The sequence below is a fragment of the Halomonas halophila genome, assembly GCF_030406665.1.
GTDB classification, from domain to species: domain Bacteria; phylum Pseudomonadota; class Gammaproteobacteria; order Pseudomonadales; family Halomonadaceae; genus Halomonas; species Halomonas halophila.
The window spans coordinates 1838064-1854977 of the sequence record NZ_CP129121.1; the positions used below are offsets into that span (position 1 = coordinate 1838064).

Consider the following 16914-nt stretch of genomic DNA (forward strand, 5'->3'; position numbering starts at 1 on the left):
GCCCATGTGGACCTCTCCGGGCAAGCTGCGTGCCAAGGGCATCATCGGCATGAACCAGCGCAACATCCGCTACATCGGGCGCTACAACGACCGCCGGCTGTATCCGCTGGTCGATGACAAGCTCCAGACCAAGCTGCTCGCCCAGCAGTACGGCATCACCACTCCGGCGCTGATCGGTACGGTGTCGACGCAGTTTGGCGTCAAGCGCATCCACGAGATGCTGGCCACCCACGGCGGCTTCGTGATCAAGCCGGCCAAGGGCAGCGGCGGCAAGGGCATCCTGGTGATCGAGAAGCGTGACGGGGCGCACTTCGTCAAGCCCAGCGGCGCTCATCTCAGCCTCGAGGACGTCGAGCGCCACGTCTCCAACATCCTCTCCGGGCTCTACTCCCTGGGCGGGTCGCCGGACGTGGCGGTGATCGAGGCGCTGATCGACTTCGATGCCTCCTTTGCCGAGTACAGCTACGAAGGCGTGCCGGACATCCGCGTGATCGTCTTCCAGGGCTATCCGGTAATGGCCATGATGCGCCTCTCGACCGCCGCCTCCGACGGCAAGGCGAACCTGCACCAGGGCGCGGTGGGCGTGGGCATCGACATCGCCAGCGGCACGGCGATTCGCGGCGTGCAGTTCGATCGCGCCCGCCACGACCACCCGGATACCGGACACGAGCTGGCCAGCCTGCGCATTCCCGATTGGAAGACACTGCTCGAGCTGGCGGCCGGCTGCTACGAGATGACCTCGCTGGGCTATCTCGGCACCGACATGGTGATCGATCGCCAGCACGGGCCGATGCTGCTGGAACTCAACGCCCGGCCGGGTCTGGCGATCCAGATGGCCAATGGGGAGGGACTGCGCAAGCGGCTCGACCTCATCGAACGCCAGCCGGAAGGTGTCTCGCCGGAAGCTCGAGTGGCCTTCGCCCAGCACCATTTCGCCCGCGGCAGCGAGCTCGAGCGAGTGGCGCAGGAAGCTCGCGAGGCGGCCGAGGCCTGAAGCGACGCGCCCTTCTCACCCACCACGGCTGGCTCGGGCCATGCCGGGCGCGTAGAATGGCTCCCTCAATCCTCGACCGCATGGCTCGCATGACCGATACCAGCGCCCTGATACAACAGGCCGAGCGACAGTGCCGCCAGCGCGGCGTGCGCTTCACCCCGATCCGCCAGCGGGTGTTGCAGATCATCGCCGACACCCGAGGCGGCCTGAAGGCTTACGAGCTGCTCGATCGCCTCGCCACCGAGCACGCCTCGGCGCGCCCGCCCACCGTGTATCGCGCCCTGGAGTTTCTGATCGACCAGGGGCTGGTGCATCGCATCGAATCGCTCAACGCCTACGTGGCCTGCCCCTGCCCGGAACACGCCCATGGCTTCCAGCTGCTGATCTGTCGCGACTGCGGGCGGGTCGAGGAGCTGCACCTCGATGACATCAACGAGCGCCTCGGCCAACGTGCCCGAGAGCTCGGTTTCGTCGTGCAGCGTCAGACCATCGAGCTGCTCGGCCGGTGCGAGGCCTGCCGGTCGGCCATTGCCACCTCCTGAGCCGGACGCCCCATGACCGACACCTTCAAGCGCCTGGAAGGCGCCTCCCTCGACAGCCGTTATCCGCTCGGCGAGATCCTCGACGCCATCCGCTTCAATGATGACGGCCTGATTCCCGCCATCGCCCAGCAGCACGACAGCGGCGAGGTGCTGATGATGGCGTGGATGAACCGCGAAGCGCTGGAAGAGACGCTGGCCACCGGTCGCGTCTGCTACTGGTCGCGCTCCAAGAGCAAGCTGTGGCGCAAGGGCGAATCCTCCGGCCAGCAGCAGCATCTGCGCAGCGCCGCCCTCGACTGCGACGGCGACACCCTGCTGATGCAGGTCGACCAGACCGGGCCGGCCTGTCACAGCGGCCGTCGCAGCTGCTTCTACGTCTCCCTCGAGGGCGAGGATGCGCGCATCACCTCGGCGCCGCTGATCGAGCCCGAGGCCCTCTACGGCAAGCGCTGAGGCCATGACCGCCCCGCTCCGCCGAGTCCGGCGCCTCGCCGGATGCCTCCTGACCTGGCCCCTGCTGGGCCTGGTCAGGGCCTACCAGCTGATCCTGAGCCCGCTTCTCGGGCCGCGCTGTCGCTACTGGCCAAGCTGCTCCCACTACACGGCCGAAGCGCTGAAGGTCCACGGCCCGCTCCAGGGCGGCTGGCTGGGCCTGCGCCGCCTCCTGCGCTGCCATCCCGGCGCCGAGGGCGGCATCGACCCGGTGCCCGGCGGCCCCAGCGAACGGCTGTGCCGGGAAGACCCCGAGCTCGACGAGCATTTCCGCTGTCGCGGTAGCGAAGAGGCATCGCCAAACGACAAGGCCGCGCGGTAGCCGCAGCACGAGGCGTATCCATGCCTGAACGCAGACCGCCCGCGATGTCTCCATCGCGGGCGGTCTCGTATCGCCGGCTCGTGGGCCTGGACTCAGGCGGCTTCCTGCTCGGCGACGCGATAGATGCGCTCGAGCATGGCATTCAGGCCGTTGCTGCGCGTCGGCGAGAGATGCTTGTCGAGGCCCAGGTCCTTGAGGAAGTGCGGGCTGGTGTCGCGAATGTCCTCCGGACGGCGATCATCGTAGATGCGCATCAGCACGGCGATCAGCCCGGAGACGATGGCGGCGTCGGAGATCGCCTGGAAGCGCAGCCGCTCGCCGTCGCGCTCGTGGTGCATCCAGACGTTGGACTGGCAGCCCTGGATCTTGAGCTCGTCGCGCTTCCACTCCTCGGGGAAGGCCGGCAGCTGCTTGCCCATGTCGATGATGTACTGGTAGCGGTCCATCCAGTTGTCGAACATTTCGAACTCGTCTAAGAGTTCCTGCTGGGCCTGTTCGGCGGTCGTGGTCATGCAACACTCCTTGAAACGGTTAACGCCATTATAACGGCTGGCCCCCGTCGTCGTCCGCCCCCGGCGACAGCCCGTGACGCGACTGCTGACGATGCCATTCGGCATCCTCGGCGTGCAGGTAACGGGCGGTGGTGTCGAGCCGCGAGTGGCGCGCCGTCTCGGCGAGATAGCGCAGTTCGACGCCGGCCTGAGCCTGGTGAGTCAGCGCGGTATGGCGCAGCCAGTGCGGGGTAGCGCGACGCAATAGCGTCACCTCGCGGGTGCTCTCGGCGCCCTGTCGCGCCGCCAGGGTATCCGCCGCCCGGGCGAAGGTCTCGCGCATCAGCCGATAGAGCCGGTTCTCGCCGAGCCCGCGCCGGCCGTCGAGCCCCCTGAGTAGCGGCATGACCTCGTCCGGCCCCGGCTCGGGCGCCAGGCCGAGCGCCGTTCGCCATTCCCCGAGCAGGCGCATCATGTCCGGCGGCACCGGGATGCTCGCCGCCTTGCCACCCTTCCCCACCGTGTGCCACCACCAGCGGCCTTCGCGGCGGTGGACGTCGTGCATGCGGGCCGCTGCCATCTCGCCGATCCGCGGGGCCAGCAGGTAGGCGAAGCCGAAGGCGAAGCGGCGGCGCTCATGCTCGAAGCGTGCCCGCGACGTGGCGTCCTCGCCCGGCGCCTCGTTCAGCCACCGCCATAGCCAGTCCCACAGCGGCTTCTCCAGGTAGCGCTCCACCCTGCCCTGGCGATTGTCCAGCCGGCGGCGCTTGTCGCGCATCAGCCGGAACGGATTGTGCCCGACCCAACCCGCCTCCACCAGCCAGGCGAACAGCCCCTGCAGGATCACCAGGCACTGCCGGCGGCTGGCCGGCGACAGCGGGCCGCGAAACGGCCGCCAGCGCGGGTCGTGGCGCGGCCGGGTCGGCCCGGCCCAGCGCTCGCGGGGCTGTGGATCGGCCAGGAAGGCCTCGAAGGCGTCCAGATGATCGCGGCGCACCTCGGAAAGCGCGAGCTCCTGTTCGGCCAGCCACAGCAGCAGCCGCTCCGCTTCGCGCCGATAGGCCCGCTGAGTGTTGGGGCTGGCGCGATACTCGCCGAGCCACTGGGCCACCGCCTCGGCATCGCTGGTCGCGGCGATATGGGCGTGTCCGGCGGCCGGAGCCAGCGTCGATGTCGTCGACGGCTCGTCCCGACTCACTACATCGCCCATCGCCTCGTTCAGCGCCGCCGCCCGGGCGATCAACGCGCCCGGCTTCTCGCTATCCCTTTCCACGGCCGTTTACACCTCCCTCGTGGCTATTGTGTCGCAGCGGGCGACCTAGCCAGGCGCCTGACCACCCTTCCCGCCAGCTTTCATCCGCATTTCGCCCTTTGAATTCAATCGTCTGCCCCACCAGACCGCAGTATCGGCGTTACGACCAGAATGATCAAGATAAGCCGCGTAATCTTGATTATTTGCTTCTTTTGATAATGTAAATTACGTATTACGTTTAATGTAATTATCTTTATCCCGACACCCGGGACGGGTATAGTGCGATCTGAAAGTCCCGACGGGCGGGCTCACGAGACGAGGAGAACGGCATGGCGCGCAGCGGCGTACGCTTTGAAGACGTGCAGCGAGCGATCGACGAGCTGATGGCCGCCGGGCAGGCGCCCAGCGTGCAGCGGATTCGCGAGACGCTCGGCACCGGCAGCTTCACCACCATCAGCGAGCATCTGCGCGAATGGCGAAAGCGTCGCGAGGAGAACCGCGACGTGCCGCCGCCCCGCGGCATGCCGGCACCGCTCCAGGAGCTCGCCGAGTCGCTGTGGCAGCAGGCCCAGGACGCCGCCAACGAGGCCCTGGCCCACTACCGCCGCGAGGCCGACGACAAGGTCGCCGAGGCGCAGCAGGCTGTGGCCGCCGCCGAGCGCCGCGCCGAGGACGCCGAACAGCGCGAGAACGCCCTGTCGTCCCACCTGACTCACAGTGAGGATCGCCTCAACGAGCGGACCGCCGAGCTCAGCCGCCTGCAGGCAGAGCACGACACCCTGCAGGCCGAGACCACCCGTCAGCGCGAGGTCCGCGGCCGGCTTGAGACACGCCTGGACGAACTGCAGGACGAGCTCGAACGTCAGGCCCAGGCTCACCGTCAGGCGCAGGAAGAGCTGGAAGCCGCGCACCAGGCGCGGCTCACCCAGGAGGAGCAGCGCCACGAGGCTGCCGAGGCGAGGCTGATGGGGCTGCTCGACGAGGCCCGTCAGGAACGCCAGGCCGCCGAGAAGGCCCATGCCACGCGACACGAGCGGCTGGAGAAGCGCCTGGAGGGCGCCAAGGCGGAGCAGCAGGCGCTGCAGGATGCCCTCAAGGAGGAAGAGAAGAAGCGTCGCGCCGAGGAGCAGGCGCGGCGCGATGCCGAAACCGCCCGGTCCGGCCTCGACGAGGAACGCACCCGCCTGGACGCCCGACTGGAGGACGCCCAGGCGGCCCTCGCCAGCCGCCAGGCCCGCGTGGAAGCCCTGGAGCAGCAGCTCGAGGCGCGACTGTGGTCATCGCTGGAGAAGATGCAGGAAAGCCAGGCCCGGCTCGAGGCCGCGGCCGAAAACGCCTCGGACCCCGACGATGCGGGGCCCGAGAAACAGGACAGCCAGGACTAGGTCACGACTTGGCCGGTGCGTCGTCGGCGCCGGCCATCGCCACTGACCTGGCCCTATTGATAGTAGGCGTTGGTGGTGTCCGAGTGGTCGGTCACGTCGCGGATGCCGGCCAGTTCGGGGATGCGCTCCATCAGGGTCTTCTCGACGCCTTCCTTGAGGGTCAGGTCGACCGCGGCGCAGCCCTGGCAGCCGCCGCCGAAGGCCAGCACGGCCACCTGCTCGTCGGTCAGCTCGACCAGCTTGATCTCGCCGCCGTGGGCCGCGAGCCCCGGGTTGATCTCGCTGTAGAGCACGTAGTTGACGCGATCCGCCAGCGGGCTGTCTTCGTTGACCTTGGGCATCTTGGCGTTGGGCGCCTTGATGGTCAGCTGGCCGCCCATGCGGTCGGCGTTGAAGTCGACCACCGCTTCCTCGAGGAAGGCGATGCTGTTCTTGTCGAGGTAGACGACGATCTTGTCGAGTTCCAGACGCTCGTCCGTCGGCTCTTCCTCACCGGGGCGGCAGTACGCCAGGCAGGTCTCGGCATAGGGCGTGCCCGGCTGGGTGATGAAGATGCGCACGGCGATACCCTCGACGTTCTGCTTGGCCAGCAGTTCGGCAAGGTAATCCTGGGCGCTGTCGGTGATCTGAATGCTGTCGCTCATTGCTCTCTCGCTGGTCGAGCCCGGCACGGTCGGGCCGGGATGAGGGTCTGCCACTATGGTAAGCGACTGCCCGAACCCTGACAATCCCGACCGCCGCACTGGGTTATACCCCAAGCGGCTGCATGAAAACCGGTCACGCACGACATGAAGGACGCTCTCGTCGCGACCCTGCCGCGGGACGTCGGCTTTTGCTAAGATGCGGCGTTTGTCCGGCCTCGCGCCGATCCGTGACGAGCGCTACACCTCATAAATATGCGCCGCTGTCGCGCCCCGATGCCCTTATCGCTGGAGATAGACTCGACCCATGGCCGCCGTTCCGACTCCCCTGACCGCTTCGCTGACCGACAGTCTTCGCCACCGCATCCTGATGCTCGACGGCGGCATGGGCACCATGCTGCAGAATGCCGCGCTGTCGGAGGAAGAGTTCCGCGGGGAGCGCTTCGCCGACTGGCCCACCGATCTAAAGGGCAACAACGACCTGCTGGCACTGACCTGCCCGGACCTGGTAACGCGCATCCACCGCGACTATCTGGAAGCCGGCGCCGACATCGTCGAGACCAACACCTTCAACAGCACCCGCCTGTCCCAAGCAGACTACGGCATGGAAGACCTGGTCGCCGAGCTCAACCGCGAGTCGGCCCGCCTGGCCCGTGCGGTCTGCGACGCCGTGGCCGAGGAAACCGGCGTGCCACGCTACGTGGCCGGCGTGCTGGGCCCGACCTCGCGCACCGCCTCGCTGTCGCCGGACGTCAATGACCCGGCCAAGCGCAACGTCACCTTCGACGAGCTGCGGGACAACTATCGCGAGGCCGCCGAGGCGCTGATCGAGGGCGGCAGCGACCTGATTCTGATCGAGACCATCTTCGACACTCTCAACGCCAAGGCCGCCATCTACGCCCTGGAAGAGCTGTTCGAGGATCGCGGCGAGCGGCTGCCGGTGATGATCTCCGGCACCATCACCGACGCTTCCGGCCGCACCCTGTCGGGCCAGACCACCGAGGCGTTCTGGAATTCGGTGCGTCACGCCAAGCCGATCTCCGTGGGCCTGAACTGCGCGCTGGGCGCCGAGGAGCTGCGCCCCTATCTGCAGGAGCTCTCCGACAAGGCCGACACCTTCGTCTCGGCGCACCCCAACGCCGGGCTGCCCAACGAGTTCGGCGAGTACGACCAGACGCCGGAGGAGATGGCCGCCATCGTCGCCGACTTCGCCGCCAGCGGCCTGGTCAACATCATCGGCGGCTGCTGCGGCTCCACCCCCGAGCACATCGCCGCCATCCATCGGGCGATCCGGGACACCGCGCCCCGTGAAGTGCCCGAGCGCGCGCTGGCCTGCCGGCTGTCCGGCCTCGAGCCGTTCAACATCGCCCACGACTCGCTGTTCGTGAACGTCGGCGAGCGCACCAACGTCACCGGCTCGGCGCGCTTCAAGCGCCTGATCAAGGAAGAGGACTACACCACCGCCCTGGAGGTGGCCCTGGAGCAGGTCGAGAACGGCGCCCAGGTCATCGACGTCAACATGGACGAGGGCATGCTGGAGTCCCAGGAAGCCATGGTGCGATTCCTCAACCTGATCGCCGGCGAGCCCGACATCGCCCGGGTGCCGATCATGGTCGACTCCTCCAAGTGGGAGATCGTCGAGGCCGGCCTCAAGTGCATTCAGGGCAAGGCGGTGGTCAACTCGATCTCGCTGAAGGAAGGCGAGGACATCTTCCGCGAGCAGGCCACCCGCTGCATGCGCTACGGCGCCGCCATCGTGGTGATGGCCTTCGACGAGGAAGGCCAGGCCGACACCTTCGCGCGCAAGACCGAGATCTGCCAGCGCGCCTATCGCCTGCTGGTCGACGAGATCGGCTTCCCTGCCGAAGACATCATCTTCGACCCCAACATCTTCGCCATCGCCACCGGCATCGAGGAGCACGACAACTACGCCGTCGACTTCATCGAGGCCACCCGCTGGATCCGCGAGCACCTGCCCCACGCGATGGTCTCCGGCGGGGTGTCGAACGTGTCGTTCTCGTTCCGCGGCAACAACCCGGTGCGCGAGGCGATCCACTCGGTGTTCCTCTACCATGCCATCCGCGCCGGGCTGACCATGGGCATCGTCAACGCCGGCCAGCTGGCGGTCTACGACGACCTGCCCGAGGCGCTGCGCGAGGCGGTCGAGGACGTGGTGCTCAATCACCGCAGCGACAGCACCGAGCGCCTGCTGGAGATCGCCGACGAATACAAGGGCGACGGTTCCGGCGGCGCCAAGAAGGAAGACCTCGAGTGGCGCAACGAGGAGGTCGAGAAGCGCATCGAGCACGCCCTGGTCAAGGGCATCACCGCCTATATCGAGGAGGATACCGAGCTCGCCCGCCAGCGGGCCGCGCGCCCCATCGAGGTGATCGAAGGACCGCTGATGGACGGCATGAATGTGGTCGGCGACCTGTTCGGTGCCGGCAAGATGTTCCTGCCCCAGGTGGTCAAGTCGGCGCGGGTCATGAAGCAGGCGGTGGCCTACCTGCTGCCTTACATCGAGGCGGAAAAGAGCGAGGATACTCAAACCAAGGGCAAGATCGTCATGGCCACGGTCAAGGGCGACGTCCACGACATCGGCAAGAACATCGTCGGCGTGGTCCTACAGTGCAACAACTACGAGGTGATCGACCTCGGCGTGATGGTGCCGGCGGAGAAGATTCTGCAGACCGCCAGGGAAGAGAACGCCGACATCATCGGCCTCTCCGGGCTGATCACCCCGTCGCTGGACGAGATGGTCCACGTGGCCAAGGAGATGCAGCGCCAGGGCTTCGAGCTCCCGCTGCTGATCGGTGGCGCCACCACCTCCAAGGCCCATACCGCGGTCAAGATCGAGCCGGGCTACGAGCATCCCGTGATCTACGTCACCGACGCCTCGCGGGCCGTGGGCGTGGCCGGCAAGCTGCTGTCGCCGGCGCTGAAACCGGAGTACGTGGCCGAGATCCGCGCCGAGTACGAGGTCGTGCGCGAGCGCAACGCCAAGCGTCGCCCCAAGGCGGCCGACCTCAGCTACGCCGAGGCCCGTGCGCGCAAGCCGGTCCTCGACTGGGACGGCTACACACCGCCGGCGCCCGGCTTCACCGGCCTCAAGGTGTTCGAGGACTACGACCTCAACGAGCTGGTCGAGCGCATCGACTGGACGCCGTTCTTCATGAGCTGGGAGCTGGCCGGCAAGTATCCGAAGATCCTCGACGACGAGGTGGTCGGCGAAGCGGCCCGCAGCCTGTTCGCCGACGCCCAGGCGATGTTGACCAAGCTGATCGACGAGGGGCTGGTTCATGCCCGCGGCGTGATCGGCCAGTGGCCGGCCAACGCCGTCGATGACGACGTCATCGAGGTCTACGCCGACGAGTCGCGCAGCGAGGTCATCGAGCGGCTGCACCATATCCGCCAGCAGACCACCAAGAACCGCGAGGGCGTCTGCTACAGCCTGGCCGACTTCATCGCGCCCAAGGCACCCGGCAAGCCGGACTGGATCGGCGGCTTCGCCGTCACCACCGGCCACGGCGTCGAGGAGCTCGCCAACCGCTACAAGGCCGCCGGCGACGACTACAACGCCATCATGGTCCAGGCGCTGGCCGACCGCCTCGCCGAGGCCTTCGCCGAGCGCATGCACGAGCGGGTGCGCAAGGAGTTCTGGGGCTACGCCGCCGACGAGACCCTCGACAACGAGGCGCTGATCGCCGAGAAGTACCAGGGCATCCGCCCGGCGCCGGGCTATCCGGCCTGCCCCGACCACACCGAGAAGGCGACCCTGTTCCGGCTGCTCGAGGCCGAGGCCAACGCCGGCCTCGAGCTCACCGACAGCTTCGCCATGTGGCCCGCCGCCGCGGTGTCCGGCTGGTACTTCGCCCACCCGCAGTCGAAGTACTTCTCGACCGGCAAGATCACCCGCGACCAGGTCGAGGCGCTGGCCGAGCGCAAGGGCATGACGCAGGCCGAGATGGAGCGTTGGCTGTCGCCGGTGCTTTCCTACGACCCCAGCTGATGGTCGTCTCGCTCGCTCCGGGCCCGCTCAGCGGGCCCGGTTTCGTCATTCCTGGAAGTCGGCATGCTGCCTGAACCCTCTCGTCGTCAGACCATTCTCCCCCTCGTCCAGTCGATCCATGGAGGCCGGCATGCTGCCTGAGACCTCCAGACGCCAGACCATTCTGCGCCTCGCCCTGCCGATCATCGGTGGCATGCTCACCCAGAGCCTGCTCAACCTCGTCGATGCCGCCCTGGTGGGCTCGCTCGGCGAAGTGCCGTTGGCCGCGGTGGGCATCGGCGGCTACGCCATCTTCCTGATCACCGCCGTGGTCTTCGGGCTGTCGTCGGCGGTCCAGGCCCAGGCATCGCGCCGCCACGGCGAGCAGGACTGGACGCGCCGCGCCGTGTCGCTCAACGCAGGCCTGCTGATCGCGCTGGCCGTGGCCGGCCCGCTGACCCTCCTGTGCCTGTGGCAGGCGCCGGCGTTGCTGGCGCTGATCAATCAGGACCCGGCAGTGAACGCCGAGGCGGCCGGCTACTTCCAGTGGCGTGTCGCGTCGCTGGTGCCGGTGGCGATGATCTTCTGCTTTCGCGGCTATTGGAACGGCATCCAGCAGACCGGCCTCTATCTGCGTATCATCCTGGCCATGCACCTGATCAACGTGGTGGCGAGCGTGGGACTGATCTTCGGCCTGGCCGGCCTGCCCGCCATGGGCAGTGCCGGGGCCGGTGCCGGAACCACCCTGTCGCTGTTCGCCGGCCTCGGCCTGTGGGCATGGCATAGCCTGCGTCACGCGCGCTCGAGCGGCTTCTTGACGCGCCGCCCCTGCGCCGTCACCTTCACCACCACGCTGCGCCTGACCGTGCCACACTCCTTCCAGCAGATATGGTTCGCCGCCGGCTATGCGGTGCTGTTCTGGATACTCGGACGGATCGACACCGCCAGCGTGGCGGTCGGCCACGTGCTGGTGAACCTGTCGCTGTTGCTGATCCTGCCCGGCGTGGGGCTGGGCATGGCGGCGATGAGCCTGGTCGGCGAGTCGCTGGGCCGTCACGACCATCGCGACGCCCACCGCTGGGGCTGGGACGTGGTGCGCCTGGCCTTTCCCTGTCTGGCGCTGATCGCCCTGCCGATGGTGGTGCTGCCCGACGCCGTGCTGGGGCTGTTCCTGCACGACCAGGCGCTGATCGCGCTGGGCCGCTTGCCGCTGCAGCTCACGGCGGCGATGATCGTGCTCGACGCCGCGGCCCTGGTCTTCGCCCAGGCGCTGCTGGGCGCCGGCGCCCAGCGTACGGTGATGACCCTCACCCTGACGCTACAATGGATGATATTCCTGCCGCTGGCCTGGTGGGTCGGCGTGCATCAGGAGGCCGGGCTGCTCGGTATCTGGTGGATCCAGCTCGGCTATCGCTGCCTCAACTCCCTCGGTTTCATGCTGATCTGGCAGCACCGGGGTTGGCAGCGGTTGGCGGTATGAGCGAAAAGTGCCGATGAACAGGCCCAGTACTCATTCCGTTTCGAATATAAACTATGAAGATTTATTCTTTTATAGAATAATTGCGACCCGTTAAGGTAGTCGCCAAGCTTCGCCACTTCCCCGTTTCAGGTAAGCGCTGAATGTATCGCTACGACACCCATGATCAGACCCTGGTCGACGAACGCGTCGCCCAGTTCCGCGACCAGATGCGTCGCTACCTCGAGGGCAAGATCAGCGACGAGGAATTCCTGCCGCTGCGCGTGCAGAACGGCCTCTATGTGCAGCGCTATGCGCCCATGCTGCGTATCGCCATTCCCTACGGCATGCTGGCCGCCTACCAGCTGCGCAAGCTGGGCGAGATCGCCGCACGCTACGACCGCGGCTACGGCCACTTCACCACGCGCACCAACCTGCAGCTGAACTGGCCCAAGATGGAGGACGTGCCGGACATCCTCGCCGACCTGGCCAGCGTGCAGATGCACGCCATCCAGACCAGCGGCAACGATATCCGCAACACCTCCACCGATCAGTTCTCCGGCATCGCTGCCGACGAGCAGGTCGACCCGCGCCCGTGGTGCGAACTGATCCGTCAGTGGTCGACCTTCCACCCCGAGTTCGCCTACCTGCCACGCAAGTTCAAGATCGCGGTGACCGGCGCCGAAGAGGATCGCGCGGCGATCCAGGTCCATGACGTGGGCCTGCGCTTCTGGCGCGACGACGCCGGCGAGGTGCGGGTCAAGGTGCTGGCCGGTGGCGGTCTGGGCCGTACCCCGATGATCGGTAACACGGTCTGCGAGGACCTGCCCTGGCAGCATCTGCTGACCTACCTCGAGGCGATCCTGCGGGTCTACAACCAGTTTGGCCGCCGCGACAACAAGTTCAAGGCGCGCATCAAGATCCTGGTCAAGGCACTCGGCATCGACGAATTCCGTCGCCGCGTCGAGGAAGAGTGGGCGCACCTCAAGGACGGCCCCCAGACCCTCACCGACGAGGCCGTGGCGGCCGTGGCCGATCACTTCGTCGATCCCGAACGTCGCGAGATCGGCACCGAGGCGATCGAGGCCTACGAGACCCTGCGCGCCGACAACCGCGCCTTCGGTCGCTTCGTGACCAACAACGTCACCGACCACAAGGTCCCCGGCTACAAGGCCGTGACCCTGTCGCTGAAGCGCCGCGAGCATTCGCCGGGCGACGTCACCTCCGAGCAGATGGCCGCCATCGCCGACCTGGCCGACGAATTCAGCTACGGCGAACTGCGCGTGACCCACGAGCAGAACCTGGTGCTCACCGACGTGGCCGTGGACCGCATCGAAGAACTCTGGCAGCGCCTCGACGAGCTCGGCCTGGCCAACCCCACCGTGGGCACCCTGGCCGATCTGATCTGCTGCCCCGGCGGCGACTACTGCAGTCTGGCCAACGCCAAGTCGATCCCGGTGGCTCAGTCCATTCAGGAGCGCTTCGAGGACCTGGATTTCCTCTACGACCTCGGCCCGCTGGAGCTCAACATTTCCGGCTGCATGAACGCCTGCGGCCACCACCACGTCGGCCACATCGGCATCCTCGGCGTCGACAAGAAGGGCGAGGAGTACTATCAGATCTCGCTGGGCGGCAGCCAGGGCAACGAGTCCTCGCTCGGCAAGATCCTCGGCCCCTCCTTCTACCGCGAGGACGTGCCGGGCGTGATCGACAAGCTGCTGCAGGTCTATGTCGGCGAGCGCACCCCCGACGAGACCTTCCTCGACACCTATCGCCGCATCGGCCTCAAACCCTTCAAGGAGCGTGTCTATGCCTGAGCAGACCTCTCGCCCCCTGATCGCCGACCGCCGCGTCGTGACCGATGAGTGGGTCCTCTGCGAGGACGCCACCCAGCGCCCCAAGGGCCAGCCGGCCCTGCTGCCGCTGGCCGACTGGCAGGCCTCCAGCAAGGGCGACGACGTCGCCCCCTGGCTGCCCAGCGACACCGAGATGACCGACGCGCTGGCGCGTGAGCTCGACGCCGCGCCGCTGGTGGCCATCGACTTCCCGAAGTTCACCGACGGCCGCGGTTACAGCATTGCCCGGCTGCTGCGCGAGCGGCACGGCTACCAGGGCCAGATCCGCGCCATCGGCGACGTGCTGATCGACCAGCTGTTCTACATGTCGCGCTGCGGTTTCGACGCCTTCTTGCTGCGCGAGGATCAGATCGTCGAGGATGCCCTCAACGCCCTGAGCACCTTCAGCCGCAGCTACCAGCCCGGTACCGACGACCCGGAACCGCTGTTCCGCCGTCGCCTGCGCGAGGCCCACAAGGGCGAAGTCGCCTGACGGATCGCCTCGCCAGAACGCACGAAGCCGGCCCTAGGGCCGGCTTCGTCGTTTCTGAGTCGCGCCTCCGGCATCAACCCCGGCGCTTCTGCTGACGCTCCCGGTTGGCCGCCCTCGCCCGTTCGCTCTTGCGCAGCATCACCCAGGTGGCGCCCAGGCCGCCGTCGGCCTGGCTCGCCGAGGCAAAGGCCTGGACCTCGTCGAAGGCCGGCAGCCACTTGGCCAGGTAGGAGCGCAGCACGTTGGCGGGGCTGTCGATCTCGCGGCCTCGTCCGTGGACGATCATCACCGAGCGCAGGTCGTGCTCCACGGCCTCGCGCAGGAAGGCCGGCAGCGCCTGTCGGGCCTCCTCCACCGGGCGGCGCAGCAGGTGCAGGCTGGCCTGCATCGGATAGCCGCCCTGGCGCAGGCGCTCCGCCACGCCGCGCTGGATGCCGTCGCGGCGAAAGTCCAGCGGATCGAAGGGCGGCACCAGATCGACGAAGTCGTCGGAGAGGATATCGCGACCCGCGCCGTCACCGGCCGCGCTTTCGCGCTTGGCGAGCTGCGCCTCGGTGGGCACGCGGCGGGTCTGGCCGGTATGCGCCCGGCCCTGGCCGCGCGACAGGGGTTTCACATCGCCCATCAGGGCCTGGAAATCGGCATCGTCGTGAAGGTCCGTCATGGCACACCTCCTGGCCAGCTTGAGTAGAACGCTCATCCTAGCAAATGGCTCAGTGCCATCGCATGTCGAGATGACGCCGTAATATCCGCTATAGAGGATATTGTGCTAATATCCTCTATAGCGGATAAACGTCTTTTTATCCTCTACAGGGAATACCATGAAGATCACCTCACCCGATATGCTCGCGCACTCGCTGAAGAACGCGCGCAAGCGCCGCCAGCTGACGCAGCAGGCCACCGCCGAGCAGATCGGCATCAAGCAGGCGACCGTCTCCGGCTTCGAGCACCACCCGGAGCGCAGCCGGCTCGAGACGCTGTTCAAGCTGCTGTCGGCCCTCGAGCTGGAGCTTCACGTCACCGAACGCGACAGCACCGAGGAATCGGCAAGCCCCGAGGCGTGCTGGGACCAGGAGTGGTAGGCCATGGCGAATCTCACCGTCGCGATGAACGGCATCGAGGTCGGCACCCTGAGCCTGGCGCGCTCCGGCGCCATGGCCTTCCAGTACCGTCGTGAATGGATCGAGCGCCCCGGCGCCCGGGCCGTCTCGCTCTCGCTGCCGCTCTCCACGGCGGCGTACCGCGGCGAGCGAGTCTACAACTTCTTCGACAACCTGCTGCCGGACTCGGAGGCGATCCGCGCCCGCATGCAGGCCCGCTTCCGAGTGCCGACGCGCCACCCCTTCGACCTGCTGGCGAGCATCGGCCGAGACTGCGTCGGCGCCATCCAGCTCACCCCCGAGGATGCCCCGAGTGGCGACGTCCACGGCGTCACCGCCGAGCCGCTCGATGATCACGCCATCGAGGCGCTGCTGTCCGGCTACCAGGACGCTCCGCTGGGCATGGCCGAGGGCCAGGATTTTCGCATCTCGCTGGCCGGCGCCCAGGAAAAGACGGCGCTACTCTGGCATCAGGGCCGCTGGCAGCGCCCCACCGGCAGCACACCCACCAGTCACATCTTCAAGCTGCCGATCGGCTTTCTCGAACACAGCAACATCGATCTGCGCCAGAGCAACGCCAACGAGTGGCTGTGCCTGCGCCTGCTGGAGGCCTTCGGCCTGCCGGCGGCGAAGACCGCGCTCGCCCGCTTCGGCGACCAGGAGGTGCTGGTAGTCGAACGCTTCGACCGCCGCTGGTCGCGGGACGGGTCCTGGCTCATGCGCCTGCCCCAGGAAGACTTCTGCCAGGCGCTGGGAATTGCCCCGGCGCTCAAGTACGAGAGCGACGGCGGCCCGGGAATCGCCCAGGCCATGCGCCTGCTGCGCGGCTCCCAGCAGGCCGGCGTGGACCGGGAGCGCTTCTTCAAGGCCCAGATCCTGTTCTGGCTGCTGGCCGCCATCGACGGGCATGCCAAGAACTTCAGCCTGTTCCTCGAGCCGGGAAGCGCCTATCGAATGACGCCGATGTATGACGTCATCTCGGCCTACCCGCTCATGCGCCAGGGCAGCATGGCCGCCGAGCGCGCCAAGATGGCCATGGCCCTGAAGGGCAAGAATCGCCACTACCGCTGGTCGCGGATGGCGCCCCGGCACTTCATCGCCACCGCCGAGCAGGTCGATTATTCGCCCGAACGCGTCACCGCGCTGATGGAGGAGATCGCCGGCTCCGCCGAGCGGATCGTCGGTGACCTCGCCGCCGACCTGCCCGCCGACTTCCCGGCGGCGACCAGCGACCCCATCCTCGAAGGCGTCCTCCAGCAGGCATCGAGACTGGCGGACTTCCTGGCCTGAGCCGCGACGCCCCGCCGTGCTGTTGCGCCGGTGGCGGCTATGGCAGCATGGCCCCCGTTCTGCCGCCCCGGAGTCTCCCCATGCCCTCCCCGCGCCTGCTGATCGGTCTGCCGCTGCTCGCCACCCCGCTGGCGATCGCCGCCTGGCTGTGGCTGACGATGCTCAGCCCCTGGACCTACGAGCGCCCCGAACATCTGGCGCCCATCGGCGAGGGCCCGCATGCGCTGTTCGTCTACGGCACCCTGACCCATGCGCCGATACGCTGGGTGGTCTATGGCCGCGCGGGCGATCCCGAGCCCGCCTCACTCCCGGGATACCGGCGCACCGGACTGGATCTGAAAGCCTGTGCCGACTGCACGGTGGAAGGCCTGGCGCTGACGGTCAGCGCCGAGGAACTGGCCCGCCTCGACCGCTACGAGCGGCTCGGCATACGCTACCTGCGGATCCGGGCCGAGCTATCCGACGGCAGCACCGCCTGGGTCTACCGCCGACTGCCTGACGCCGATTGATCCCGGCTCTTTCGCGATCCTCAGGATGGTTTCTAATGAATAGATAACGGTATAAATTTTTGGCGCGTATCGCCTTCGTGTTTCCTCCAACGGCACGATGCCGCACTATCGAGACGAGAGGACG

General features: G+C 67.4%; 16 protein-coding genes. 12 read left to right on the forward strand and 4 right to left on the reverse strand.

Annotated features, from left to right (window positions below; genetic code table 11):
• Positions 1 to 4 precede the first annotated feature (4 nt).
• From QWG60_RS08445 to yidD, 4 genes are all read left to right on the forward strand, one after another.
• Positions 5 to 994 (forward strand): alpha-L-glutamate ligase-like protein, encoded by a 990-nt coding sequence (locus QWG60_RS08445; RefSeq protein WP_046078675.1) that lies wholly within the window; start codon positions 5 to 7, stop codon positions 992 to 994.
• An 89-nt stretch (positions 995 to 1083) separates the two neighbouring features.
• Positions 1084 to 1536 (forward strand): Fur family transcriptional regulator, encoded by a 453-nt coding sequence (locus tag QWG60_RS08450; RefSeq protein ID WP_046078674.1) that lies wholly within the window; start codon positions 1084 to 1086, stop codon positions 1534 to 1536.
• Positions 1537 to 1548: 12 nt separating this feature from the next.
• Entirely contained in the window at positions 1549 to 1989 is a 441-nt protein-coding gene (gene hisI / locus QWG60_RS08455; protein WP_046078673.1) for a phosphoribosyl-AMP cyclohydrolase, read from the forward strand.
• A 4-nt stretch (positions 1990 to 1993) separates the two neighbouring features.
• Positions 1994 to 2350: a membrane protein insertion efficiency factor YidD gene (gene yidD, locus QWG60_RS08460; RefSeq protein WP_046078672.1), complete on the forward strand. Its 357-nt coding sequence runs from the start codon at positions 1994 to 1996 to the stop codon at positions 2348 to 2350.
• A gap of 92 nt (positions 2351 to 2442) precedes the next feature.
• Here the strand turns inward: yidD and QWG60_RS08465 are convergent, their stop codons facing one another.
• Both QWG60_RS08465 and QWG60_RS08470 read right to left on the reverse strand, forming a co-directional pair.
• Positions 2443 to 2862, reverse strand: coding sequence for a SufE family protein (locus QWG60_RS08465; RefSeq protein WP_107181897.1), 420 nt, complete (start codon positions 2860 to 2862; stop codon positions 2443 to 2445).
• Positions 2863 to 2890: 28 nt separating this feature from the next.
• Positions 2891 to 4051, reverse strand: a complete 1161-nt coding sequence (locus QWG60_RS08470; protein ID WP_375700494.1) for a tyrosine-type recombinase/integrase — start codon at positions 4049 to 4051, stop codon at positions 2891 to 2893.
• Positions 4052 to 4422: 371 nt separating this feature from the next.
• Between QWG60_RS08470 and QWG60_RS08475 the strand changes: the two genes are divergently transcribed.
• Positions 4423 to 5478, forward strand: a complete 1056-nt coding sequence (locus QWG60_RS08475; RefSeq protein ID WP_146909796.1) for a DNA-binding protein — start codon at positions 4423 to 4425, stop codon at positions 5476 to 5478.
• 53 nt (positions 5479 to 5531) lie between these two features.
• On the opposite strand, the gene nfuA is transcribed toward QWG60_RS08475, so the two are convergent.
• On the reverse strand, positions 5532 to 6122 hold the full coding sequence (gene nfuA, locus QWG60_RS08480; RefSeq protein WP_046078667.1) for a Fe-S biogenesis protein NfuA: 591 nt from the start codon (positions 6120 to 6122) through the stop codon (positions 5532 to 5534).
• A 304-nt stretch (positions 6123 to 6426) separates the two neighbouring features.
• Between nfuA and metH the strand changes: the two genes are divergently transcribed.
• From metH to QWG60_RS08500, 4 genes are all read left to right on the forward strand, one after another.
• The gene (metH, locus tag QWG60_RS08485; RefSeq protein WP_146909794.1) at positions 6427 to 10128 is read left to right on the forward strand and encodes a methionine synthase; all 3702 of its coding nucleotides are present in this window, start codon (positions 6427 to 6429) and stop codon (positions 10126 to 10128) included.
• Positions 10129 to 10258: 130 nt separating this feature from the next.
• Positions 10259 to 11587, forward strand: coding sequence for an MATE family efflux transporter (locus QWG60_RS08490; protein ID WP_046078665.1), 1329 nt, complete (start codon positions 10259 to 10261; stop codon positions 11585 to 11587).
• A 140-nt stretch (positions 11588 to 11727) separates the two neighbouring features.
• Positions 11728 to 13380, forward strand: coding sequence for a nitrite/sulfite reductase (locus QWG60_RS08495; RefSeq protein WP_107181892.1), 1653 nt, complete (start codon positions 11728 to 11730; stop codon positions 13378 to 13380).
• Positions 13373 to 13891 carry a DUF934 domain-containing protein gene (locus tag QWG60_RS08500; protein ID WP_107181891.1) on the forward strand — a complete coding sequence of 173 codons (519 nt, stop codon included), beginning with the start codon at positions 13373 to 13375 and terminating at the stop codon, positions 13889 to 13891. The genes QWG60_RS08495 and QWG60_RS08500 overlap by 8 nt, the downstream gene beginning before the upstream one ends.
• A 73-nt stretch (positions 13892 to 13964) precedes the next feature.
• On the opposite strand, the gene smrA is transcribed toward QWG60_RS08500, so the two are convergent.
• On the reverse strand, positions 13965 to 14555 hold the full coding sequence (smrA, locus tag QWG60_RS08505) for a DNA endonuclease SmrA (protein WP_035593255.1): 591 nt from the start codon (positions 14553 to 14555) through the stop codon (positions 13965 to 13967).
• 157 nt (positions 14556 to 14712) lie between these two features.
• On the opposite strand from smrA, the gene QWG60_RS08510 reads away from it, so the two are divergent.
• From QWG60_RS08510 to QWG60_RS08520, 3 genes are all read left to right on the forward strand, one after another.
• Positions 14713 to 14973 carry a helix-turn-helix domain-containing protein gene (locus QWG60_RS08510; RefSeq protein WP_146909792.1) on the forward strand — a complete coding sequence of 87 codons (261 nt, stop codon included), beginning with the start codon at positions 14713 to 14715 and terminating at the stop codon, positions 14971 to 14973.
• A gap of 3 nt (positions 14974 to 14976) precedes the next feature.
• Positions 14977 to 16281 carry a type II toxin-antitoxin system HipA family toxin gene (locus tag QWG60_RS08515; RefSeq protein WP_046078661.1) on the forward strand — a complete coding sequence of 435 codons (1305 nt, stop codon included), beginning with the start codon at positions 14977 to 14979 and terminating at the stop codon, positions 16279 to 16281.
• Positions 16282 to 16361: 80 nt separating this feature from the next.
• On the forward strand, positions 16362 to 16790 hold the full coding sequence (locus QWG60_RS08520) for a gamma-glutamylcyclotransferase family protein (RefSeq protein ID WP_107181890.1): 429 nt from the start codon (positions 16362 to 16364) through the stop codon (positions 16788 to 16790).
• The last annotated feature ends 124 nt before the right edge of the window (positions 16791 to 16914 follow it).

What these genes read in the sequence shown, in the direction of transcription:
- QWG60_RS08445 (WP_046078675.1), top strand. Translation starts at nt 5, where the DNA reads ATGTGGACCTCTCCGGGCAAGCTGCGTGCCAAGGGCATCATCGGCATG.
- QWG60_RS08450 (WP_046078674.1), top strand. Translation starts at nt 1,084, where the DNA reads ATGACCGATACCAGCGCCCTGATACAACAGGCCGAGCGACAGTGCCGC.
- hisI (WP_046078673.1), top strand. Translation starts at nt 1,549, where the DNA reads ATGACCGACACCTTCAAGCGCCTGGAAGGCGCCTCCCTCGACAGCCGT.
- yidD (WP_046078672.1), top strand. Translation starts at nt 1,994, where the DNA reads ATGACCGCCCCGCTCCGCCGAGTCCGGCGCCTCGCCGGATGCCTCCTG.
- QWG60_RS08465 (WP_107181897.1), bottom strand. Translation starts at nt 2,862, where the DNA reads ATGACCACGACCGCCGAACAGGCCCAGCAGGAACTCTTAGACGAGTTC.
- QWG60_RS08470 (WP_375700494.1), bottom strand. Translation starts at nt 4,051, where the DNA reads ATGGGCGATGTAGTGAGTCGGGACGAGCCGTCGACGACATCGACGCTG.
- QWG60_RS08475 (WP_146909796.1), top strand. Translation starts at nt 4,423, where the DNA reads ATGGCGCGCAGCGGCGTACGCTTTGAAGACGTGCAGCGAGCGATCGAC.
- nfuA (WP_046078667.1), bottom strand. Translation starts at nt 6,122, where the DNA reads ATGAGCGACAGCATTCAGATCACCGACAGCGCCCAGGATTACCTTGCC.
- metH (WP_146909794.1), top strand. Translation starts at nt 6,427, where the DNA reads ATGGCCGCCGTTCCGACTCCCCTGACCGCTTCGCTGACCGACAGTCTT.
- QWG60_RS08490 (WP_046078665.1), top strand. Translation starts at nt 10,259, where the DNA reads ATGCTGCCTGAGACCTCCAGACGCCAGACCATTCTGCGCCTCGCCCTG.
- QWG60_RS08495 (WP_107181892.1), top strand. Translation starts at nt 11,728, where the DNA reads ATGTATCGCTACGACACCCATGATCAGACCCTGGTCGACGAACGCGTC.
- QWG60_RS08500 (WP_107181891.1), top strand. Translation starts at nt 13,373, where the DNA reads ATGCCTGAGCAGACCTCTCGCCCCCTGATCGCCGACCGCCGCGTCGTG.
- smrA (WP_035593255.1), bottom strand. Translation starts at nt 14,555, where the DNA reads ATGACGGACCTTCACGACGATGCCGATTTCCAGGCCCTGATGGGCGAT.
- QWG60_RS08510 (WP_146909792.1), top strand. Translation starts at nt 14,713, where the DNA reads ATGAAGATCACCTCACCCGATATGCTCGCGCACTCGCTGAAGAACGCG.
- QWG60_RS08515 (WP_046078661.1), top strand. Translation starts at nt 14,977, where the DNA reads ATGGCGAATCTCACCGTCGCGATGAACGGCATCGAGGTCGGCACCCTG.
- QWG60_RS08520 (WP_107181890.1), top strand. Translation starts at nt 16,362, where the DNA reads ATGCCCTCCCCGCGCCTGCTGATCGGTCTGCCGCTGCTCGCCACCCCG.